Raw genomic sequence first — 21,056 nt, 5'->3', positions numbered from 1 at the left:
AGAACTGCCTGATTCCACCGTCGCACCGCCCCGGATCAGTCGCGACACAAAGCCGGACTCCGGGAGTAGACGCGGCTGGGTTGCATCGGGTCGATTTGCGATGATGGTGGTGGAGTGTAAGTGGGAGGTCTGAAATGTCCGAGACCCCGCACATCGTGAGCGATGTGATGACGCAGACGGTCGTAGCTGTGGGACGCGACGCTCCGTTCAAGGAGATCGTGCAGACCATGGAGCAGTGGAAGGTCAGTGCCATGCCGGTGCTGGAGGGGGAAGGGCGCGTCGTCGGCGTCGTCTCCGAGGCGGACCTGCTGCGTAAGGAGGAGTTCCGGGACAGCGAACCGAACCTCTTCCAGCAGCGGCAGCGTTTGTCCGACCTCGTCAAGGCGGGGGCGGTGACAGCCGGCGAGCTCATGAGCACCCCCGCGGTCACGGTCCGGTCCGACACCACTTTGGCCCAGGCCGCAAGGGTCATGGCCGTCCGGCACGTCAAGCGACTGCCGGTGGTCGACGACCTGGACATGCTTCAGGGCATCGTCAGCCGCGCCGATCTGCTGAAGGTCTTCCTGCGTCCGGACGAAGACATCGAGGAGGAGGTCCGGCGCACCGTGGTGTCCTACCTCTTCCCGGCCGTCAGTCACGCGATCCATGTGGACGTCCATGAGGGCGTCGTCACGCTGAGCGGTCACATCGACGACACGTCGCTCATCTCCGTCGCCGTGCGGCTCATCCGCGCCATCGAGGGCGTGGTGGACGTCGAGCCGCATCTCACAGGTGAGCCCATTACTCCGGTCGACCGTGACGGTGACCGGTAGCGCCTGACTAAGACCTGTCTGATAATTGATCTTGTGGTGGGTCATGGTGAGCTGACGGATGTGTCGTGGGAGCGGATAGCGCCGCTGTTACCGGGTTTCGACGGGCAGGGACGGCCGTGGCGGGATCACCGGCAGGTGACCAACGGGCTGTTGTGGCGGTTGCGGACGGGTACTCCGCGGTGTCACCTGCCGGAGCGCCATGGGCTGTGGCAGGCGGTCTGCGCACGGTTCGCCCGCTGGGAGGCGGACGGAACCCGGGCTCGCATGCTCGAGGAGGTCCAGGTCCGCGACGACTCCGTCGGGGCCGTGGAATGGACGGTCTCGTCGCGATGAGACTGAGGACCAGCTCGCAGTGCACCAGGTCCTTCCGGATGTCGGGCAGCGTCAGACCGAAGGCGTAGCGGGTCATGCCGAAGGCGACTCCGAACGCAGCCGCCGCTCCGGCCAGACCGATCCGTCCACCTGCGGAGAGCGTCACGCATGCTCGCTCATGCCACGGGCCGACTACATCACGAACCTCAGGCGCCTTCCTCTTCCCCCTCACCCTTCGGCCGCAGCGATGAGGCGCCCTGTGATGCGCGTGGGCCGGATCGCCACCCACATCCCACGACGGCCCCCCGCCCACGGCTCGGTGTGGGTGAGATCGGCAAGCTTCCGCACCTGGTCGGGCTCGGTCACCACGTGCGCGGGGCCGACGACGAGAACGCTCCAGCCCTGGCTCGTGGCCTCGTCCACATGGTCGACCTCGAAGGCGACCTCCGGTCCCACGGCCGCCGCCGGGATCGAGCCCGGGGCGGTCCGGAACACGATCACCTCGTCGACGACGTCGTAGTTCACCGGAACCACCGCCGGACCCTGCGGTGCCGACACGGCGACGCGTCCCACTCCGTGGGTGGAGAGCCGGGCGAGGCATGCCTCGGGGTCGAGCTCCATCAGATGTGGGCGCAGGAGCGCCCGGCCTCGACCGGGCGGGCGATCGGTGCCGCCGCCGCGTAGAGCGACGATGGTGGTGCCCAGCACGTGGGCCAGCTTGATGAGACTGGCCGTGGTCGGGTCGGCCGACTGTTCTTCGAGGTACGCGAGATACTCCGTCGCCATACCCGCGCGGCGGGCCGTCTCCTCCCTGGTCAGTCCTTGGCGCGTTCGCTCGGTGGCGATGCGCCGGCCGATGTCACTGTAATTGGACGCCCTGCCAGGAGGTGCTCCGTGGTCCTCCTCGGGGGTTGCGCGCGCGCCCGGCTGTTCCGCACGGGGCCGGGATGGCTCGTGTGCGCTCCTGGGGCCGTGCTCCAGATGCCGGATGTGTGCGTCGGGGCCGGGAAAGACGAGGGTCACTTCGTCCGTGTCGGACCAGCGCACGTCGTAGGGAGGCGTTCCGTCCTCGTGGTGGAGTCCGATGATCTCGCCGTCGCGCCTGGTGGCACCGGTGGCAGGACTGTCGACCACGAGTTGATCGCCGAGGTGAGCTCGCATGATCGCCGCCATTTCCGGAGTGCTGTCTTTCTTTCTCACGCCCCGTGGGCGGGGTGCCGCTGCACGGGACGGCCAACCTTGTCGCCCGGGTAGCCGAACGGCCCGGGCGGAACCGTCCGAAGGGAAGGCAATTTGCGAGGCGGTCAGCGTGCGATGCCCTGCCCGCCGCGGCGCCGGCGCCCCGAAGGCCACCGAGGCCGACCCTGGTGGTGCTGCCGCCTTCATATCTGCGGGACCAGCGCGATCGGGCAAGGCGCGTGATGCAGCGCCGCGTGGTTCACCAGGCCAAGCTGCAAACCGGTGTGACCATGTCGCCTCCGGGCCCCGACGACGAGCAGGTCGGCGCCGGAGGCGGCATCGAGGAGTGCCCGTCGCGCCGAACTCTCGACCACCTCAGCGCTCGCGAGCACGTCCTGATACTGCCGCGCAGGGTCACTCAGCGCATCGGTCAGGACCTGGGCCGGTGGGCGTCGCACTGCTTGAGAGGCGTACTCGGACAGAAGCGAGGACCTCGGGGTCTCGCGGGGAATGCTCCTCCCGGCGTGCACCGCCACCAGCCGGCAGCACCGCGCACGGGCCTCGCGGAACGCAAACTGCACCGCGGTACCACTGCCCTCCCCGTCCTCGACTCCGACGACGACCCTCCCGAACCGGTCGGTGCGGTGCTCGGCCCCACCGCGCACCACGACGACCGGGCAGTCCGCATGAGCGGCCACGGACAGGCTGACCGAGCCCAGGAGCATTCCGGCGAGGTCTCCGAGACCCCTCGACCCCAGCACCAGGGCGAAGGCGTTGCGGCCCTTGCCGATCAGGGCGGACGCGGCGTCGCCGGGGACCACCTCGGCGGACAGCCGCACGGTCGGCGCGCCCTTCCTGGCTCGCTCCGAGGCGACGGAGACCAGCTCGGGCGCCTCGGGGTCCGCGGCGGCCACGTGGACGAGCCGGAGGGGCACCGCGTGCCGGAGCGCCTCGTCCGCTGCCCAGTCCACCGCCTCGAGGCTTGACTCGGATCCGTCGATACCGACCATCAGGGGAACTGTCACCGCTCCCCACCTCCCTTGTTTCGGTCTTCCGGACCGCACGACCGCCGTCTCACCGGGGACAACGTGCGCGGCGAAGAGATCTGAGGTAGTCCTCGATGGAGGAGCACAGTGTTCCGTCGGCCTACGCCGACGCCCGTGCGTCGTATCGAGTGCGTTCCGCCACCGGCGTGACGGCTGCGGACGCACCGGGTGGCGGCAGCCCGCAGGAGCAACGCCCACCGCCCTTCCAGCTTCTTACGAGATGGAGGCAGTCGCCATGGAAGGCTTCCTCACCGTCGGCCTCGACGGCTCACCCGAGAGCCTGGCTGCCGCTCGCTGGGCTGCCGGTGAAGCCGTGCGACGCGACCTCCCCCTGCGGCTGCTGCACGCCTGGCCCCAGCTGGCGCCCGAACCGACCCGCATCCCCGCGGAGGTCGAGCACAATCACTCGGCGAAGCTGCTGGTGCGCAGTGCCCAGGCGGAACTGCAGAAGGGCAGCCCCGGCCTGACCGTTGTCAGCGATCTGGTCGCCGAGGACCCCCGCGACGCGCTGCTCCGGGCGGCGTCCGAATCCAAGATGCTCGTGCTCGGGTCGCGGGGTGTCACTTCCGCCGAGAGCTACTTCTTCGGTGATGTCAGCATGTCTGTCGTGTCATGCGCCGAACGGCCCGTGATCCTGGTCCGCGCCGACCGGCGGGAAGAAGGCCATGTGTCCGAGGCTGGCGCGCCGGGAGAGGTGGTGGTGGCTCTGAAGTTGCACGGTTCGTGCGACGAACTGCTCGCTTTCGCCTTCACCACCGCCGAGGCGCGGGGCGTCCCCGTCCGCGTGGCCCATGGCCGCAGCCTGCCGGTCCACGCGTACGCCTCCTGGGGTCTCGACCGGACAGTGACGCAGGAGCAAAGGCAGGAGGCGCAGAAGAGCCTGGATCAGGCGCTCCGCCCCTGGCGTGAGAAGTTTCCCGGCGTCGCGGTGGCCGACATGATCCGCCTGGACAGTCCCGCCAGGACAGTCGTCGGAGCTGCTGTGAACGCCGGCCTGCTGATCGTCGGCCGGCGCAGGCACCACCCACCCCTGACACCACGCCTGGGACCCGTCACGCAGGCCGCCGCGCACCACGCCCGTTGTCCCGTCGCAGTCGTGCCCCATGACTGAGCCGAGCCGGCGCAGGGCCTCGGCGCGCCGAACGGGTGCCGGCGTGCCTCCGTCCCTCGCGCGCGCGGAGGCGTGCGAGACCCACAGCGCGGTGGTGTTCTTCGTGGGGGACCGGGTCTACAAAGCGAAGAAGCCGGTCGACCTGACATTTCTCGACTACACCACGGTGACTGCCAGGCGGGCCGCCTGTGAGCGGGAAGTCGCCCTCAATCGTCGTTTCGCTCCGGACGTCTATCTCGGCGTCGGCGAATTCCTCGGCCCGGACACCGACGCGCCCGAGCCCGTCGTGGTGATGCGCCGTATGCCCGCGGAGCGTCGCCTCTCCCGCCTCGTACAGGAGGGGGCGGCCGTCGAGGGCGCCCTTCGCGCCGTCGCCCGGCTGCTCGCCACCCACCACGCGAACGCACCTCGCAGCCGGGAGGTGGACGAGCAGGGGACGCGTGACGCGCTGTCCTCACGCTGGGAAGCGAGCTTCGCCCAGGTGCGCGCCTTGTCCGACAGCGGTACCGCGCCCGACGGGGTGGAGGAGATCGAGCGCCTGGTGCGCCGCTATCTCGCCGGACGCGAACCGCTGTTCGACGGACGAATCGAGCAGGGGCGGGTGGTCGACGGCCACGGAGACCTGCTGGCCGACGACATCTTCTGTCTCGACGACGGCCCACGCGTCCTGGACTGCCTGGAGTTCGACGACCGGCTCCGCCAGGTCGACGGCTTGGACGACGCCGCCTTCCTCGCCATGGACCTGGAGCGGCTCGGCGCTTCCGAGGCCGCGGCGTTCTTCCTTTCCGAGTACAGCGCCTACTCCGGCGACCCGGCACCACCCTCCCTCCGGCACCACTACGTGGCCTACCGCGCCTTCGTCCGGGTCAAGGTCTCTCTGGTCCAGGCGCGTCAGGGCACTCCGGGCGCGGAGGCGACGGCATGCCGGCTGATCACGACCGCCCTGCGCCACCTGCGTGCCTCGGCCGTCGGGCTGGTCCTCGTCGGCGGACTCCCGGGCAGCGGCAAGTCCACACTCGCGGGCGCGCTCGCCGACCGCTTGGGCCTCTCCCTGCTCAGCAGCGACCGCCTGCGCAAGGAACTGGCGGGCATCCCTGTGGAACAGCCGGCCGCGGCGGCCTACGGCGAGGGCCTTTACACACCCGAACGGACCGGCAGGACGTACGCCGCTCTGCTCGACCGAGCATCGGCCCTGTTGTCCCAGGGGGAATCCGTCGTCCTGGACGCCACCTGGCACGACGCGGGACAGCGCGAAGCCGCTCTGCGCCTGGCCGAACACGCCCACGCCGAACTCGTCGCCCTGCACTGCCACGTCCCGGGTGACGTATCAGCCGACCGCCTCGCGACCCGCGCACCCGGGGCGTCGGACGCCGACCTCGACGTGGTCTCTGCCATGGCTGCCACACAGACGTCGTGGCCCGAGGCAGTCAGGGTCGACACGAGTGGTCCCCTGGAAGCGGCGGTGGCCCAGGCAGTGGCGGCCGTCCGACCGCAGGCCGACGACCGGGCACCGCTCTTCCGCCGCCCCTACATGGAGCCGGACTGAAGACGGCCGACCTGGGACTCCAACCGTTGTCCCAGCAGGGAGACCAAGCCGAGCATGGGCGGTGCGGGAGCGTCGACACGGCTCGAGCCGTACGGCAGGCATCCACGGATCCACTCTTTTCGGCGATGCCGAAACCCTGCAGGGCCCAGTTGCCCGAACGTGCCCTGAGGGCGACGGTTGAAGGGGAAGCAGAGTCAAGGCAGCCCAGGGAGTGGGTGACCCCATGCGAGCACTCGTCTACCACGGCCCCGGAGAGGCTTCCTGGGACACGGTCACGGATCCGGCGATCGAGGACCCGAGGGACGCGGTCGTGCGGGTGGACGCCACGACGATCTGCGGCACCGACCTGCACATCCTGCACGGAGACGTGCCCGAGGTCGCGCCAGGGACCGTCCTCGGCCACGAGGCCGTCGGCGAGGTGGTGGAAGTGGGCCGCGATGTTCACTCCGTCACACCAGGTGATCAGGTGATCGTCTCGTCGGTGTCGGCCTGCGGGCACTGCGAGTTCTGCCGCCACGGCACCTACGGACAGTGCCACGGCGGCGGCGGATGGATCCTCGGGAATCTGATCAACGGGACTCAGGCCGAACTGGTACGCGTACCCTTCGCCGACCACTCCACCCGACGGTTGTACGGCACCGTGACGCTCGAAGAGGCCGTCCTGCTCGCCGAAGTCCTCCCCACCGCCTACGAGGTCGGTGTCCGGAACGGACACGTGGGCCCCGGAGACACCGTCGCGGTGGTGGGGGCCGGTCCCATCGGGCTCGCCACGGTCATCACCGCGCGGATCTGCTCGCCGCGCAGGGTCATAGCCGTGGACCGCTCCCCCTCCCGGCTCGAAGCCGCCACCCGCCTGGGGGCCGACGCCGCGGAGCTCCCCGGCCGGCTGATCGCCGACCTGGCCGAGGGGCCCGGGGCCGACGTGGCCGTCGAAGCCGCCGGAGACCCGGAAAGCTTCGTCCTGTGCACGCGGATCGTGCGCACGGGCGGGCACATCGCCAACGTCAGCACACCCGGCAGACCGGCCACGCTCCATCTGGAGGCGCTGTCGCGCAAGAACATGACCATCAGCACCGGCCAGGTCGACACCTCCTCGACACCCTGGCTGCTCGACCTGGTGGCATCCGGCCGCCTGCACATCTCCGAACTGGTGACCCATACCTTCGGGCTCGACCGGATGGAGGAGGCCTACGAGGTGTTCTCCCACGGAATCGACACCGGCGGCCTCAAGGTCCTGCTGCGCCGGGAGTAGAGCACCCGGGTTCCGCCAGGGGCGACGGGCTCGCCCGGCTCGCACTGCGTCCCGGCCGAAGCTGGGCGACCCTGGACAGAGAGGCGTAGGAAGGAGCGCCCGTGCACTGGCAAACCATCTCCAAGGACGACACTGCGCCGCCCGTCCCGCCTCGCCTCGCCTCGCCTCGCGGACTACGAGCGGGTTCGCGTCACGTTCACCTGGTCTCAGGCGCGCTCCAGCCTGGCCGGACTGCGGGGCGGGCGCTGCCGCACGTGGCCCGCGCCGAGATCGCCTACCGGCCTGCCGCCTACCATCGCCCCGCCAACCGTGACGGGCGTCTCTGTGAGGCGAAGGGCCTGCTCGAGGTGGCCGTCGCGTACGGCTGCTCGCTACTGGTGGTCGCGCGCAGCGGCCCGGCAGGACTGGATGCGCGCGCGGTGATGCAGGCGGCCGCGATCCGTGGCGGCCCGTTCGTTCATGCGGCCGCACCGGTGCCCTGGGCGCCTCTGGCCGCGCCCTGGCCTCCCCGTCGACGGAAACCTTGGTCGCCATGTGGTGCGTGTTCCGCCAGGGCTGATCAGAACCTGACGCCCAAGTGATCTTGCGGCGGTGTGCGAGACGGACAGCTTGCCCACCGGTGGATACGGTGGAGAGAACGCGGCAAGAGTTGGCGCGCGGTGTACCGGGAAGTCGGTCGGCGTCCCACGGTCTGTCTGACAAGACTCACCCTGCATGGCGGTGGTCCTTGTGCGGACGACGGTCGATCCGGCATTGCGTGCTGTTGCGCGGTGTGATCGGGGGTACGCTCCAGGCAACGCACGGGGATGCGCTGGTGTGCCGGGAAGTCTGGTCGGCGATCCGGGAGGAGTGATGTCCTCCCACCCTCCCGAATGGTTGTCCCGTGCCCCCCTCTCAGCATCCCGGTGTCCACAGTGCATGGTGGCCCTGCGACTCCTCCAGCATCCCCGGCTGTCGCAGCCTCGCACGGGAGTACGCGCACTCTCTGCGCGGTACCGGCGCGGAGCTGTCACCCGAGGACGAGGAACAGCTCCTCATCGTCGTGTCCGAGCTGGTGACCAACGCGGTGAAATACACCGACAGCCGCTTCCAGCTCCACATCGCGGCAGGATTCGACCCGGAGACGCTGGAGGTGTCTGTCGATGACACCTCGCGCCGGCAGCCCGTGGTTTCGGCAGCGGACGGGACACGGGTCGGGGGCCACGGACTGGAGATAGTCCAACACCTGAGCGTCTCCCTGACCGCGCACACCACGACCGACGGCAAGCGTGTGACGGCGGTGCTGCACCGCACCCCCATATCCCCTCCAAGAGGCGGGCCTTGTTGAGCTCACTGTCGAAGGCCGGCGGTCTGCTGCGGGTCCGGCCGCGCCGCAACCGGTGGGCCATTCGGTCCGCTCGTTCTCGGAGGTGTGGGCGATACCGGCCGAGGTGAGGTTCTCGATGAACAGCATCGACCTGTAGCAGGAGCCGTGGTCGGTCAGCACGCGTTCGACCACCCAGTGGAGGTCGGCCTCTTCGCGGGCCTGGGCCATCAGCGCGGTGCACACCCGCTGCCACGGGTGCCGTTGGCCGCCCACATCCGCGGCTGGTTCTGCATGACCCGCCGGTTTCCGTGTCTTTCCGGCAGGTGCAGCCCTTGCGCGTCCGGGTGGTTCGTCTCATGTGGCGGCGGGGGGCCGTCCGATGTCGTCGGTCCGGTACGTGAGGTGCTCCGCCACCGAGACCACGCCGTCGACGCTTCGGCACAGTCGCTCGACGACGGGGATCAAACTCCTGTACTCGACCGAACCCCTGAGGTCGACCCGCCCCTCATGCACCTCGACCCTCACCGCGGAGGGAGCGAACCCCAGCGTGTGTCGCAGCACGTCCTCGGTGATCTCGTCGCGGATGGCGTCGTCGTGGCGCAGGAAGACCCGCAGCAGGTCGCCGCGGCTGACGATGCCCAGGAGCCGGTCCGTCTCGTCCACGACGGGCAGTCGCTTGACGTGCTGGGTCTCCATGAGGCGGGCGGCCTCCACGACGCTCCACTCCGGACGCGCGCACACGGCGGGAGCCGACATCAATTCCTCTGCGCGGGACCCCTCGGCCTTGGCCCGCTCCCATGCCTCCAGATGCGGAACGGGTACCCCGCCCGAGACGTCGGCCTGATCGGTGCTCTTGCGCAGCAGGTCCGCCTCGGACACCACGCCGATGGGCCGGTCCAGGTCGTCCACCACCGGCACTGCGGTGACGTCGTTCTCCGCCAGGAGCCTGACGATCTCCTTGAAAGGCAGGTCACGCCGTGCTTTGACGACGTCCCGGGTCATGCGTTCCGCGACTGTCCTGTGCTGCATGTCCCTCCTCTCCTCCGGGCGTTCGGAGCGTGACCACCCGTGTCAGGCCGGCCCGGCCCGTTCCTGCGGGTACGGGCCGGCCATCCCGTGCGGCGGTGTGCCGGGCACTCCATGTGGGGCACACGGATCATTCTGCGGAAAGGGCGACTGTCGTGCGAGCCGACCTCGGCTGTAGGGAGGCGCACGGCCGGGCCGGGAGGGGACGGTCGCCGAGCCACACCCTTGCCGGGGCTGCCCGGTCCACTCGCGGGGACCGCGGACCGCGGGCCTCAGTCCCGGGGAACGGTGATGACCGGGCAGTGGGCCCGGTGCAGGAGTCCGTGCACGACCGAACCGACGCGCATGCCGGTGTAGCCGCCGTGGCCCCGGCGGCCGACGATCACCGCGAGCGCGTGTTCGGCCGCCTCGGCGAGTACTTCCACGGGGGAGCCGACGGTGACCTCGTGGGTCACGGGCACGTCCGGGTGGCGTGCCGCCGGGGCGGAGGTGACCTCTCGGAGCCGTCGGCGCTCGATCTGGAGCGCCGCGCGTTCGGGGCGGCGGGTGAAGATGGGTGGTTCCCAGGCGGCCACGGTCCGCAGTTCGCAGCCCCTCAGGTGTGCCTCCTCCAGGGCGAAGGCGAGGGCGGCCCGTGACGGCTCGCTGCCGTCGACCCCCGCCACCAGGTAGGGCGTGGCCTGGGTGCTGTGCTCCATGTCGCCCACGACGACGACCGGGCAGCGGGCCTGTGCGGTGACGGGGACGACGAGTGAGCCGGCGCTCAGGAACTCCTCGGGCCTGCTGAGGTGGCGGGACCCCAGAACGACCATCGGTGCCTCGTGGGACAAGCCTGCCATGACGCGGGCCGGCTCCCCTTCGAGGAGGGCGGTGGTGACCTGGATCCCGCGCCCCTGCTCGCGCACCCGGTCGGCGGCGGAGGCCAGGGCGTTCTTGGCCGCGATGGCCTGGGTCTGGAAGCGAGGGGTGTCGTCGACGTGCTGGCTGTCCCGTGGAGGCGGTACGGCGACCACGAGCCGCAGGGCCGATCGGCGCCGTTCCGCTTCGTCCACCGCCCAGAAGACGGGCAGGCGCCAGTTCCTGGCCGGGTCGATCCCGACGACGATCTCAGGACGTTCCGGACTGTTCATAATCTCTCCTGATGCGGTGCCCGGACGCGCCGCCGAGCAGAGGCCGGAGCCGAGTGTGGGCATCGGACAGCGCGGCCGAGGGCTGGCGTACCCGTTCACGCCGGGACGCTTTGCAGGCTCTGCATACCGCCGTTCGGGCACCTCACCACAAGCGTTCCACGAACGGCCGGCTCCGCAACCGGGCCGTCGGCCCGATGCCTTTCATCGAAAGGGGGGACTCGGATACCGGCGGATGTCCTTGGCCGAGCGATTGCCACCCGAAACAGGGTCTCCCGCAGCGTCCCTCGGCTTCGTGCCGGCTGAGGGCGTCCTGACGTTTCCGCTAGAAGAGGTGCCCATGTCCGAGGTGACGAGCGTCGATCTCTACGAGATCACCATGACCCTGTGCTACCGGCACGAGGAGATGAGCGGCCCCGCCACGTTCAGTCTCTTCGTGCGTGATCTGCCGGAGGAGCGGGGATTCCTGGTGGCCGCCGGTGTGGAGTCCGTGCTGGATCTGCTGTCGGACTACCGGATCGGGGACGAGGAGGTGGACGTCTTCGCCGACGCGCTGAACAGGCCGCGGCGCGACGTCGAACCGCTTCACGGCTTGACGTTCACCGGGGAGGTCCGCGCGGTGCCGGAGGGGCGGATCGTCCTCGCGGGCGAGCCCCTCCTTGAGGTGACCGCGCCCGCCGCTCAGGCGCAACTGGTCGAGACCTGCCTGCTCAACCAGGTCAACCATCAGACCGCGATCGCCTCGAAGGCCGCCCGCTGCGTGCTCGCCGCGGCCGACCACCCCGTCGTGGACTTCTCCCTGCGGCGCACCCACGGTCCGCAGGCGGGCCACCAGGCCGCACGCCTTGGCGCCGTGGTGGGCTTCGCGGGGACCAGCAACGTGGAGGCTGCGGTCTCCGAGGGGATACCGGCCGTGGGCACGATGGCCCACTCGTTCGTGGAGGCTTTCCCGACGGAGGAGGAGGCGTTCCGTGCCTTCGCCCGCTGCCATCCCGGCCCGCTCACCCTGTTGGTGGACACCTACGACACCGAGCGCGGCGTCACCGTCGCCGCCCGGGTCCTGCGGGATCTGGACCGCGCTGCGGGCTCGGCGGTCCGCCTGGACAGCGGCGACCTGGGAGCACTGGCGCGGCGTGCGAGGTCCCTGCTCGACGAGGCGGGCCTGTCCGAGGTCCGCGTCGTCGCCAGTGGCGGCCTCGACGAGTACGCCGTGGACGAGCTGGTGCGCGGCGGCGCCCCCGTCGACGTGTTCGCGGTGGGAACGAAGGTCGGCGTCTCGGCCGACGCCCCGTACCTGGACTCCGCCTACAAGCTGGTGGAGTACGACGGCCGGCCGGTGATGAAGCTGTCGCAGCGCAAGGTCACCGCTCCGGGCGCCAAGCAGGTCTTCAGGCGCCCCGGTTTCGCCGACGTGATCGGTCTGGCCGAGGAGCCCCCGCCCCCGGATGGCGAGTCACTGCTCGAGACGGTGATGACGGACGGACGGCGGACCGGGCCCCGACCATCCCTGGCCGATCTGCACGCCAGATTCACGGCTGACCTCGCCGGTCTTCCCGATGAGGCCCGGCGTATCCACTCGCCCTTGCAGCCCCGGGCGGTGACCTCGCACAAGCTGGACGACCTGACCGACCGCGTACGCGCCCGTACGGAGCGGAATGCGGCAGCCTCGACGGCCGCGGCGGACGCAGAAGCCCTCCGCTCCGCACGCGGGTCAACCGCCAGGCCTGGCGTTCCCAGGGAGGCCGAGTGACGCTGGATACGAAGGGAGAGCACCATGTCGACGTCGCACGTATCCCCTCCGACGGTCCGCGGTCTCGTCCGTGACGCGGCCACCGCGCCTTCCATGCACAACGCACAGCCCTGGCGCTTCGTATACCACAGCGAAGCCGGGGTGCTGGACCTGCGCGCCGATCCCGAACGCGACATGCCGCATGCCGACCCGGACCACCGGGCGCAGTACATCAGCTGCGGAGCCGCCCTGTTCAACCTGAGGGTCGCGGCCGCCCACAGCGGCCTCGTCCTGCACACCTCCGTGCTGCCCGACAGCGACGACCCCCGGCTGGTCGCCCGCATTCGACCGGGCACGGCTGGAGCCGCCGCGGCCGCAGGAGCCCTGGCAAGCCTGTACCCGGCGCTGCCGCGCCGCCACACCAGCCGGTTCCCCTTCGACGACCACCCCCTGCCCGACGAGCTGAAGCAGCTCCTGTCCCGCGAGGCCGAGGCCGAAGGCGCCCGTCTGCAGTTTCCCGGCGGCTGGCACGTCCGCTTCCTCCTCGACCTGATCACCGAGGCGGAAGCCCATGCGGCGTACGCGGGAGACCCCGACGAGGCCCGCTGGCTGCGCGTCGGCACCGCCCCGGAGTTGGCCACCGACGGCGTGCCCTGGTCCGCCGTCGGCCCGCAGAGCCGGGACGCCGCCTGGCGCACCCGCGACTTCGGACACGGCATCGGCCGGGAGAGAGCCACCGTCCCGTTCGAACGCCATCCGCAACTGGCCATCCTCTCCACGGCCGACGACGACCCTCCGCGCTGGGTGGTCGCCGGACAAGCCCTGGAACGCGTCCTGCTCGCGGCCACCACGGTCCAGGTGGCCACCGGTCTGACCACACAGCCGCTGGAACGCCGCTCCCTCCGCTGGATGCTGCGCGACCCCCTCCAGGGCCGCGGAGCTGTCCAGATGCTCCTCCGCCTGGGGTACGGACCGACCGGAGCCGCGACGCGACGCCGCCCCGTCGACGACATCCTCGAAGTCCGGTGAGTCCGTGAAGTCCGGTGAGTCCGTCACCGGTGGCCGAAGGGAGAACTGTGGGCGTTCACCATCCCTCTGTCGCCCGCCTCATGACGCACCCCGTCATCGCCGTGGGTCCGGACGCCACGTTCGTGCAGATCGTCGAATGCATGCAACGGCGCCGCGTCGGAGCCCTACCGGTCGTCCGTGACGATCGGGTCGTAGGGATCGTCTCCGAGGCCGACCTGCTGTCGAAGGAAGCACGGCGGGACCGCGTCCTGCGCCTGTCGGAGTCGCCGCACGCGATGGAGCAGGCCGTCAAGGCTGCCGGGCAGCGCGCCGAAGAGCTGATGACGGCGCCCGCCGTGTGTGTCGGCCCCGATGCCCCGGTAACCGAGGCGGCGCGCATCATGGCCCGCGAACACCTCAAGCGGCTGCCGGTCACGGACGAGGTCGGCCGGCCGCTGGGGATCGTCAGCAGGAGCGATCTGCTCAAGGTCTTCCTGCGCCGTGACGAGGAGCTGGTCGAGGCGGTGCGCCGGGAGGTGATGGCCGAACTCGTCCCCGAGCCCGCATCGGCGCTGCACGTGCGGGTCCGGTCCGGCGTGGTGACGCTGAGCGGCCATGTGGAGGACACGTCCGTCCTGCCACTGGTCGCCAGGCTGGTCGGGTCCGTGGAAGGGGTGGTGGACGTCCAGTTCGACCTGTGCTGAGGGTAACTGTCCCTGGTGTCACGGGTCGTGCACCCGGTGCGCCACCGCTCGCGTCCGACGTGCTGGTCGCGCCGCGAGGGCATGGCGCGAATTGCGGTCCTGGGAGGCCGCCTCCACGATGGGTCCATGGTGCGTACGGGCCACTCCGCAGGCCGTTTCGAAGCGTTCCGGGCCCTGGCCGACCGTCGCGGGAAGCCGGGAGATCTGCTGATGGAGTCACTGGCCGGGGCCAGGGCGGACACCGCCGACGAGCCCGCGTCCTGGGCACCAGCTGTGGCCGCTCATGTCGGTCTGCCGGCTGCCGCCGGGCTCGGACCAGCGACCTACTACGCGGACCTCGCCGCTCCGCGAGGCCGTCGGCATGTGCGGGTCTGCTCGGCGACGGCCTGCTTCGCCGCCCGGGCCGGACGGCACCTCGACGAGACGGAACGCGAACTGGGCGTCGTCGCGGGTGCCGTGTCGGAGGACGGGGAGGCCTCGCTGCAGGCCGTGCGTTGCGTGGGTTACTGCTACGCCGGTCCGGCGGCCCTGGACGGCACCACACCGTGCACCGGCTCGGATCTGGCCGCTCAGCTCTCCGGACGCGTGTCGCCCCGGGCACCCGAGATTCCTGCGGCCGACACGACCGGCGATCCCGTCCTTCTGCCCGGTGTTGTGGGCGACGAGCCCTCCTGGCGCGTATGGCCCCGGACCGTGACGGCCGGGACACCTGACCAGGTGCTCGGCGAGGTGGCCGTCTCGGGTCTGCGCGGCAGGGGCGGCGCCGGATTCCGCGTCGCGGCGAAGTGGGAGGCGGTGGGCCGGGCCCCGGGGACCGTGGTGGTGGCCAACGGCGACGAGGGCGATCCCGGCTCCTACGCCGACCGACTGCTCATGGAATCGGCCGCGGACCGCGTCCTGGAAGGGCTGGCACTGGCCTGCTTCGCCTGCGGAGCCGAACGCGGCGTCATCCTGGTGCGCTCGGAGTACCCCCGTGCGCTGGCCCGGATGCGCCGGGCGGTGGAGGAGGCGTACGCGGACGGGCACCTGGGGCGGTCCGTCCACGGAACGCCCCTCTCCCTGGACGTCCAGGTGGTCGAGGGGGCCGGCTCGTACGTCGCCGGCGAGGAGACGGCCTTGATCGCGAGCCTGGAAGGGGACCGGGGCTGCGCCCGGCCACGACCCCCTTACCCGACCCGGCGCGGTCTGTGGGACGCGCCGACGGTCGTGAACAACGTCGAGACCCTTGCCTCAGTGCCCTGGATCGTCGCCCGGGGCGGAGAGGCCTACGCCAGGCGCGGGGTGCCGGGGGAGACGGGGACGAAGCTCGTCTGCCTGTCGGAGCGCTTCGCCCGGCCGGGCGCCTACGAGGTGGAGCTGGGCACCCCCGTGGCGCGCATCGTCGAAGAGCTGGGCGGCGGCCTGAAGGATGGTGCCCAGCTGGCCGCTCTGCAGGTCGGCGGACCACTGGGCGGCTTCCTCGCGCCGGACGCGCTGGACGTCCCCCTGACCGGTGCCGCGCTCGCCGCCCGGGGCGCCGCTCTGGGCCATGCGGGACTGGTCGCCTTCGACCGGCGGGTGCGACCGGAGGAGCTGCTGCGGCACGTCTGGGAGTTCGCCGCCGCGGAAAGCTGCGGTGCCTGCTCGCCCTGCCGCGTCGGCTCCCGGCGCGGCCTGGAACTCGCATCCGGCGGAAGCCCGCCCGGACCGGAGTGGGGACGACTCGCTCGGGTACTCACGGAAGCGAGTATGTGCGCCTTCGGCCGGGGCATCCCCGCCGCCGTGCACAGCCTCGCCCTCGCCTACGGCGACCGGCTCGCAGGGTGGAGACCATGAGCGACGAGCAGCTGTGGCTCGAGGTCGACGGCACGCGCGTCGGGGTGCCCGACGGAACCTCCCTGCTGGCGGCGGTGCGGGCGGCCGGGACCGACGTGTCCGCTCTCTGCTCCGACGACCGGCTCAGCCCGGCCGGCTCCTGCCGCACCTGCCTGGTGCGGGCCGACGACCGTGTCGTGGCAGCGTGCGTGACCCCCGCCACCAGCGGCGCGCGCGTCGAAGTGGCGACCGAGGACCTTCAGCACCTGCGCCGTGACGCCGTCGAACTCGTCGTCTCTGCCCTGCCGCCCCGCGCCCTCGCTCCTGAAAGCTCGAGCGAGCTGGCCGATCTGTGCCGCTCGATGGGGATCGGCCAGGGTGCCGCGCGAGGCGCCGGCGGCCGGGGCGAGGACACCAGCCACCCCTACGTCCATCTCGACCGTGACCTCTGCATCGCGTGCGGCCGGTGCGTGCGCATGTGCTCCGAGGTGCAGGGAACCTTCGCCCTGACGTTGACCGGACGCGGCGGAGACACTGTCGTGGCCCCCGGCACCGGCGGCCCTTGGGCCCAGTCGGACTGCGTGGCCTGCGGCGGCTGCGTGGACACCTGCCCCACCGGCGCGATCACCGAGCCCGGTCCGGCCCGCGGCCTCACCTCCGCGCGCCGGCCGACTGCGACCCGCACGACATGCGGCTACTGCGGCGTCGGCTGTTCCCTGGACGTCATCACCTCCGAGGGAGAAGTGGCAGCGGTCCTCCCGGCTCGGGACGGCCCCATCAACCAGGGGCACGCATGCGTCAAGGGCCGCTTCGCCCACGGATACCTCCTCTCCCCCGAACGGCTCACCCGGCCCCTGCTGCGCCGCGGCGGCCGCCTGGAACCCGTCGGCTGGGACGAGGCGCTCCGCCATGTCGCCGAGGGCCTCAGGTCCGCCGTCGCCACCGGCGGACCGGACGCGGTGGCGGCGATCTCCTCGGCCCGTGCCACCAACGAGGAGAACTACCTGATCCAGAAGTTCATGCGAATCGTCATCGGCACGAACAACGTCGACAACTGTTCCCGCCTGTGCCACTCGCCGTCGGCCGCCGGCCTCACCGCTTCTTTCGGTCTGGCCGGGGGCACGGACAGCTTCGACGACGTCGAGCGCTCCGACTGCCTGTTGGTGGCCGGAGCCAACCCCGTCGAAGCGCATCCGGTGGTGGGGGCCCGGCTGCTTCGGCGGGTACTGGGCGGTGCCAAGTTGGTCGTCATCGATCCCCGCTCCGTCGGCCTGGCCGAACATGCCGACGTGCACCTGCGACCCCGGCCCGGCACCAATGTGGCCCTCTTCCACGGCCTCGCCCACGTCCTGGTGGCCGAAGGCCTGGTGGACGACACGTTCCTGGCCGAACGGGCGACCGGCCTGGCGGAGCTGACCGCTCTGCTGGAGGATTACCCGCCCGACCAGGTCGCCGCCGTGACCGGAGTGCCCTCCGCCGACCTGGTCGCCGCCGCCCGGCTGTACGGCCGAGCCCAACGGCCCGCCATCCTGCACGGCCTCGGCGTCACCGAGCACCTGCACGGCACCGACGGCGTACGGACACTGGCCAACCTGGCGATCCTGCGTGGCGCCGTGGGCACCGACCGCGGCTTCGGCGTCAACCCGCTGCGCGGCCAGAACAACGTGCAGGGAGCCTCCGACATGGGCGCCCTGCCCGACCTGCTGCCCGGCTACGGCAAGGTGTCCGACCCCGCCGCCCGAGCGCGGGTGGAGACCGTGTGGGGTACGCCCGTACCGCAGCGCCCGGGCCTGCGGATCCCGGACATGTTCGCCGCCGCGCGGGCGAGGACCCTGCGGGCCTTGTGGGTGATCGGCGAGGACGTCCTCGCCACCGACCCCGACACCAACCGGGTGGCCCAGGCCCTGGACACCTGCCCGCTGGTGGTCTGCAGCGAACTGTTCCTCTCCGAGACCGCCCGCCGGGCCGACGTCGTCCTGCCGGTCGCTTCCTGGCTGGAGAAGGACGGCACATTCGTCAACTTCGACCGCCGCTACCAGAGGGTCCGGCCGGCCGTGCCCCCGCCGGACGGGACACGCAGCGACTTCGACGTCGTGCACGCCCTCGCCTCGGCCATGGGAGCCGACCTGGGGTGCCCCACACCGGCCGAGGCACTGGCCGAATGCGCCCGGACCGCGCCGCTCTTCGCGGGTCTCTCCCACGAGAGACTGGACCGCGAGGGCGCCGTGCCATGGCCCTGTCCGGACCCCGGACAGCCCGGAGAGGCCAAGCTCTACCGGAGTCGCTTCCGCACGCCGGACGGGCGGGCCCACCTCGCGGCCGTGCCCTACCTTCCACCGGGCGAGCAGCCGGACGACGACTATCCGCTGATCCTGGTCACCGGGCGGCGGTGGGCGCACTACAACTCCGGCAGCATGACCCGCCGCGGCGCCAACCTCACGCTCGATGCGACCGACCACATCGACCTCCACCCCGACGACGCCCTCAGGTACGGCGTCCGGGAGGGCGCCGCGGTCACCGTGGAGAGCCGCCACGGCCAGGCCCGTCTCACGGCCAGGATCGGTGGCGGCACCGCTCCCGGCCAGGTGTTCTGCGCGCTGCACTTCCCCGACAGCGGCGTCAACCGCCTGACCTCGGACCGGTCGGACACCGACACGTCCTGCCCCGAGTACAAGGTCACGGCGGTACGTGTGACGGCCGCCCGGTAGCCGCCCGCTCAGGAGGAACTGCCATGCCCATCGGGGACACCGCCCAGCCCCGCATTCTGATCACCTATGCCACGGTGCACGGGTCCACCCGAAGCATCGCCGAGCGGGTCGCAGACGAACTCCGCCGCAGGAGCGCCCGGACGGATGTCCGCTCCTGCGGTGACGTGACCGATGTCCGCCCCTACGACGCGGTGGTGCTGGGCAGCGCCGTCCACGACATGGCCTGGCTGCCCGAGGCCATGGATCTCCTGCACCGTGAACGGGACGCGCTCCGTGAGCACCCGGTGTGGGCTTTCAGCGTCGGCATGCCGGGAGCGCTGCGCGGTCCGTGGAAGCTCCTGGCCGGACGTGAGGAGCCGACGGTGGCGGGCCCGGTGCTGCGGGAGCTGAGTCCCCGGGACCACCGGCTTTTTTCCGGAGTGATCCGTCCGGAACACCTTCCCGCGGGCGGACGGCTGCGCCTGCGGGCCATGGGACTCCGGTACGGCGACTACCGGGACTGGGTAGCCGTCGACGACTGGGCACGGCGGATCGCCGACGACCTCACGCAGAGCGCTGGTGACTGACGCGCTGCGGTTCACGTCCCGCGGAGCAGCAGCCCACTCGAGGACTTGCCTGCGCATGGTGCGGTCCGCCTGGGCGGACCGCACCGCGGTGGACTCACCGGTTCCGGTGGCTCGGACCTCCGTACCGACCGACCGACCGGCAGGTGTCAGGCGGCGGGACGTGCGGGCCGGCGGTCCTCAGGCGGCATCACGAGGCGGTGTGCTCTGCGTCGGTGACGGCAGGGGGCCGCCGTCACCGGCGCGGTCACCCTGACCGGCGTCCACCTGGTCCGCCGCGCAGCGGAACGCCGTGGGTGAGCGGACGCACCTTCTCGTCGCCCTGGCCGCGACGATCGCCGCCCTGGCGGCGGTCGTCGCGGTCGACGAGGGGACCGGACAGGCGATGGCGGTCCCGGACTTCGGGCCCGCCCTCACCGACCCGACCACCCTCGCACCGAACGCCGCCGCGCAGGCTCCCGCCGCGGCGGCTCCCGCAGGGTCTCACGCGCCGTCCCTCGCTCCCGCGCCGCCTGTCACGGCCGCCCGGCCGGGCCCGCCGGCGCGGGAATAAGACGAACGACGTGCCGCACGCTCCGCTGCGCGTGCTGGTGCGCTAGCAGCGGCTCGCTGGTCGGTCAGCCGCCGGCTTTCGGATTGGGGACGGCGATGACGGGGCAGTGGGCATGGCGCAGCACCCCCTGGCTCACCGAGCCGAGGAGCATGCCGCCGAAGCCGCCGCGTCCACGGGTTCCCACGATCAGCGCTGTGGCGTTCTCGGATGCCTCCGTCAGGACCTGGACGGGATGGCCGTAGAGGACTGCCTGGTCCATCCGTACCTGGGGGTAGGACTCCGCGCGGCCCGCCAGGGTTTCTGCGAGGACGCGCCGGCTCTCCTCCACCGCGGCGTTCTCGTCCAGCACTCCGGCGAGGGGCTCGTGCCAGGCGTACACGGCACGCAGCGCCACACCGCGTGAGGCGGCTTCTGCGAAGGCGACGTCCACAGCGGCGGCCGAATGGGGACTGCCGTCGACGGCGACCACCAGGTACGGGTGCGGGGCGGGGTGCTCGGGTTCTGGCACGACCGCGACGGGGCAGGAGGAGTGGGCTGTCAGGGGGAGGATCACCGAGGCGGCCGTGAACAGCTCCTCCCGTCTCCCCAGGTGCCAGGAGCCCAAGACGACCATGGCTGCATCCCGCGTCTCCTCGCCCAGGACCCGCGCCGGTTCGCCTTCGGGGCGTGCGGTGGAGATCTGGAGTGCCGGTTGCCGCGAGCGGACGAAATCGACCGCGTCGGTGAGCACCCGGTCGCCGGCGGTGTCCAGTTCCCGGTTCCACTCCTGCCACGACGGCAGGGTGTGTACGGACCGGTACCCCTTGACCGGAGCCACCTGGACGTGGACGAGACGCAGCGGCAGGCCCCGTCTTGCGGCTTCGTCGGCGGCCCATTCCACGGCCAGGCGCCTTGAAGGGTCGGGATCAACACCCACAACGATCGGCCGGCTTCGGTCCGCATCGCTCATGTCAGCTCCACAGGGGTCTCCGGTATTCAGCGTGATCCGTAACAGGTTCACCTACGGCTGTGCCGGCCGCACCTTGTAGACCTCTGTGTCGGATCGGTAGCGACGGCGCCCACTGCCGGCACCGCTATACCATCCACAAGAACGGCTTCTCGGGCGAATGTGGGTGTACTCCCTCATCCTGGTGTACGGGAAGCACCCAGTTGATCTGCCGTACGGCAGGACGGAAGCACCACCCGCAAGGTCACCGGACGCGAGTCGGTCCGATCGCCGGCTCCGGTGCCCGACCACAAGGCGGAGTTCGTACGACTCGCAAGTACACCCCGATCCGTTT

The 21,056-nt window shown here is 71.2% G+C and carries 18 protein-coding genes and 1 pseudogene; 14 read left to right on the top strand and 5 right to left on the bottom strand.

What is annotated here, in order from left to right:
* Window positions 1-134 precede the first annotated feature (134 nt).
* Both ACWD3O_RS27770 and ACWD3O_RS27765 read left to right on the top strand, forming a co-directional pair.
* Entirely contained in the window at window positions 135-812 is a 678-nt protein-coding gene (locus ACWD3O_RS27770; protein WP_451417765.1) for a CBS domain-containing protein, read from the top strand.
* 33 nt (window positions 813-845) lie between these two features.
* A pseudogene (locus ACWD3O_RS27765) lies at window positions 846-1,136 on the top strand (transposase); the annotation flags it as partial.
* A gap of 216 nt (window positions 1,137-1,352) precedes the next feature.
* Here ACWD3O_RS27765 and ACWD3O_RS27760 read toward each other — a convergent pair.
* Complete coding sequence (locus tag ACWD3O_RS27760) at window positions 1,353-2,285, bottom strand: DUF1918 domain-containing protein (RefSeq protein WP_451417785.1); 933 nt, start codon at window positions 2,283-2,285, stop codon at window positions 1,353-1,355.
* 221 nt (window positions 2,286-2,506) lie between these two features.
* A complete protein-coding gene (locus tag ACWD3O_RS27755; RefSeq protein WP_451417764.1) occupies window positions 2,507-3,313 on the bottom strand; it encodes a universal stress protein in 807 nt (268 codons plus the stop codon).
* 271 nt (window positions 3,314-3,584) lie between these two features.
* Between ACWD3O_RS27755 and ACWD3O_RS27750 the strand changes: the two genes are divergently transcribed.
* The 5 genes from ACWD3O_RS27750 (at window position 3,585) to ACWD3O_RS27730 (ending at window position 8,585) form a co-directional block, all read left to right on the top strand.
* Entirely contained in the window at window positions 3,585-4,460 is an 876-nt protein-coding gene (locus tag ACWD3O_RS27750; protein ID WP_451417763.1) for a universal stress protein, read from the top strand.
* On the top strand, window positions 4,453-6,006 hold the full coding sequence (locus ACWD3O_RS27745; protein ID WP_451417762.1) for a bifunctional aminoglycoside phosphotransferase/ATP-binding protein: 1,554 nt from the start codon (window positions 4,453-4,455) through the stop codon (window positions 6,004-6,006). The genes ACWD3O_RS27750 and ACWD3O_RS27745 overlap by 8 nt, the downstream gene beginning before the upstream one ends.
* A 223-nt stretch (window positions 6,007-6,229) precedes the next feature.
* Window positions 6,230-7,258 (top strand): alcohol dehydrogenase catalytic domain-containing protein, encoded by a 1,029-nt coding sequence (locus ACWD3O_RS27740; RefSeq protein WP_451417761.1) that lies wholly within the window; start codon window positions 6,230-6,232, stop codon window positions 7,256-7,258.
* A gap of 254 nt (window positions 7,259-7,512) precedes the next feature.
* Window positions 7,513-7,839, top strand: coding sequence for a hypothetical protein (locus tag ACWD3O_RS27735; protein ID WP_451417760.1), 327 nt, complete (start codon window positions 7,513-7,515; stop codon window positions 7,837-7,839).
* 302 nt (window positions 7,840-8,141) lie between these two features.
* Window positions 8,142-8,585, top strand: a complete 444-nt coding sequence (locus ACWD3O_RS27730) for an ATP-binding protein (protein WP_451417759.1) — start codon at window positions 8,142-8,144, stop codon at window positions 8,583-8,585.
* 333 nt (window positions 8,586-8,918) lie between these two features.
* On the opposite strand, the gene ACWD3O_RS27725 is transcribed toward ACWD3O_RS27730, so the two are convergent.
* Together ACWD3O_RS27725 and ACWD3O_RS27720 are read right to left on the bottom strand one after the other, a co-directional pair.
* Entirely contained in the window at window positions 8,919-9,593 is a 675-nt protein-coding gene (locus ACWD3O_RS27725; protein WP_451417758.1) for a CBS domain-containing protein, read from the bottom strand.
* A 269-nt stretch (window positions 9,594-9,862) separates the two neighbouring features.
* Window positions 9,863-10,720: a universal stress protein gene (locus tag ACWD3O_RS27720; RefSeq protein WP_451417757.1), complete on the bottom strand. Its 858-nt coding sequence runs from the start codon at window positions 10,718-10,720 to the stop codon at window positions 9,863-9,865.
* A 337-nt stretch (window positions 10,721-11,057) separates the two neighbouring features.
* Here ACWD3O_RS27720 and ACWD3O_RS27715 point away from each other — a divergent pair, with 337 nt between their 5' ends.
* The 7 genes from ACWD3O_RS27715 (at window position 11,058) to ACWD3O_RS27685 (ending at window position 19,776) form a co-directional block, all read left to right on the top strand.
* Window positions 11,058-12,467: a nicotinate phosphoribosyltransferase gene (locus ACWD3O_RS27715; RefSeq protein WP_451417756.1), complete on the top strand. Its 1,410-nt coding sequence runs from the start codon at window positions 11,058-11,060 to the stop codon at window positions 12,465-12,467.
* A 24-nt stretch (window positions 12,468-12,491) separates the two neighbouring features.
* Window positions 12,492-13,475, top strand: coding sequence for an Acg family FMN-binding oxidoreductase (locus ACWD3O_RS27710; RefSeq protein WP_451417755.1), 984 nt, complete (start codon window positions 12,492-12,494; stop codon window positions 13,473-13,475).
* Between the two features lie 80 nt (window positions 13,476-13,555).
* A complete protein-coding gene (locus ACWD3O_RS27705; RefSeq protein WP_451417754.1) occupies window positions 13,556-14,158 on the top strand; it encodes a CBS domain-containing protein in 603 nt (200 codons plus the stop codon).
* Between the two features lie 126 nt (window positions 14,159-14,284).
* Complete coding sequence (locus ACWD3O_RS27700) at window positions 14,285-15,973, top strand: NAD(P)H-dependent oxidoreductase subunit E (RefSeq protein ID WP_451417753.1); 1,689 nt, start codon at window positions 14,285-14,287, stop codon at window positions 15,971-15,973.
* Window positions 15,970-18,660 (top strand): formate dehydrogenase subunit alpha, encoded by a 2,691-nt coding sequence (gene fdhF / locus ACWD3O_RS27695; RefSeq protein ID WP_451417752.1) that lies wholly within the window; start codon window positions 15,970-15,972, stop codon window positions 18,658-18,660. The genes ACWD3O_RS27700 and fdhF overlap by 4 nt, the downstream gene beginning before the upstream one ends.
* Before the next feature lie 23 nt (window positions 18,661-18,683).
* Window positions 18,684-19,226 (top strand): flavodoxin domain-containing protein, encoded by a 543-nt coding sequence (locus ACWD3O_RS27690; protein ID WP_451417751.1) that lies wholly within the window; start codon window positions 18,684-18,686, stop codon window positions 19,224-19,226.
* A gap of 289 nt (window positions 19,227-19,515) precedes the next feature.
* Window positions 19,516-19,776: a hypothetical protein gene (locus tag ACWD3O_RS27685; RefSeq protein WP_451417750.1), complete on the top strand. Its 261-nt coding sequence runs from the start codon at window positions 19,516-19,518 to the stop codon at window positions 19,774-19,776.
* 64 nt (window positions 19,777-19,840) lie between these two features.
* Here the strand turns inward: ACWD3O_RS27685 and ACWD3O_RS27680 are convergent, their stop codons facing one another.
* On the bottom strand, window positions 19,841-20,725 hold the full coding sequence (locus ACWD3O_RS27680) for a universal stress protein (protein WP_451417749.1): 885 nt from the start codon (window positions 20,723-20,725) through the stop codon (window positions 19,841-19,843).
* Between the last annotated feature and the right edge of the window lie 331 nt (window positions 20,726-21,056).

The sequence above is a fragment of the Streptomyces sp. NPDC002640 genome (assembly GCF_053592575.1).
This window is presented reverse-complemented; position numbering and strand designations above follow the sequence as displayed.

What these genes read in the sequence shown, in the direction of transcription:
- ACWD3O_RS27745 (WP_451417762.1), top strand. Translation starts at nt 4,453, where the DNA reads ATGACTGAGCCGAGCCGGCGCAGGGCCTCGGCGCGCCGAACGGGTGCC.
- ACWD3O_RS27710 (WP_451417755.1), top strand. Translation starts at nt 12,492, where the DNA reads ATGTCGACGTCGCACGTATCCCCTCCGACGGTCCGCGGTCTCGTCCGT.
- ACWD3O_RS27740 (WP_451417761.1), top strand. Translation starts at nt 6,230, where the DNA reads ATGCGAGCACTCGTCTACCACGGCCCCGGAGAGGCTTCCTGGGACACG.
- ACWD3O_RS27755 (WP_451417764.1), bottom strand. Translation starts at nt 3,313, where the DNA reads ATGGTCGGTATCGACGGATCCGAGTCAAGCCTCGAGGCGGTGGACTGG.
- ACWD3O_RS27680 (WP_451417749.1), bottom strand. Translation starts at nt 20,725, where the DNA reads ATGAGCGATGCGGACCGAAGCCGGCCGATCGTTGTGGGTGTTGATCCC.
- ACWD3O_RS27715 (WP_451417756.1), top strand. Translation starts at nt 11,058, where the DNA reads ATGTCCGAGGTGACGAGCGTCGATCTCTACGAGATCACCATGACCCTG.
- ACWD3O_RS27760 (WP_451417785.1), bottom strand. Translation starts at nt 2,285, where the DNA reads ATGCGAGCTCACCTCGGCGATCAACTCGTGGTCGACAGTCCTGCCACC.
- ACWD3O_RS27700 (WP_451417753.1), top strand. Translation starts at nt 14,285, where the DNA reads ATGGTGCGTACGGGCCACTCCGCAGGCCGTTTCGAAGCGTTCCGGGCC.
- fdhF (WP_451417752.1), top strand. Translation starts at nt 15,970, where the DNA reads ATGAGCGACGAGCAGCTGTGGCTCGAGGTCGACGGCACGCGCGTCGGG.
- ACWD3O_RS27690 (WP_451417751.1), top strand. Translation starts at nt 18,684, where the DNA reads ATGCCCATCGGGGACACCGCCCAGCCCCGCATTCTGATCACCTATGCC.
- ACWD3O_RS27750 (WP_451417763.1), top strand. Translation starts at nt 3,585, where the DNA reads ATGGAAGGCTTCCTCACCGTCGGCCTCGACGGCTCACCCGAGAGCCTG.
- ACWD3O_RS27720 (WP_451417757.1), bottom strand. Translation starts at nt 10,720, where the DNA reads ATGAACAGTCCGGAACGTCCTGAGATCGTCGTCGGGATCGACCCGGCC.
- ACWD3O_RS27705 (WP_451417754.1), top strand. Translation starts at nt 13,556, where the DNA reads ATGACGCACCCCGTCATCGCCGTGGGTCCGGACGCCACGTTCGTGCAG.
- ACWD3O_RS27725 (WP_451417758.1), bottom strand. Translation starts at nt 9,593, where the DNA reads ATGCAGCACAGGACAGTCGCGGAACGCATGACCCGGGACGTCGTCAAA.
- ACWD3O_RS27770 (WP_451417765.1), top strand. Translation starts at nt 135, where the DNA reads ATGTCCGAGACCCCGCACATCGTGAGCGATGTGATGACGCAGACGGTC.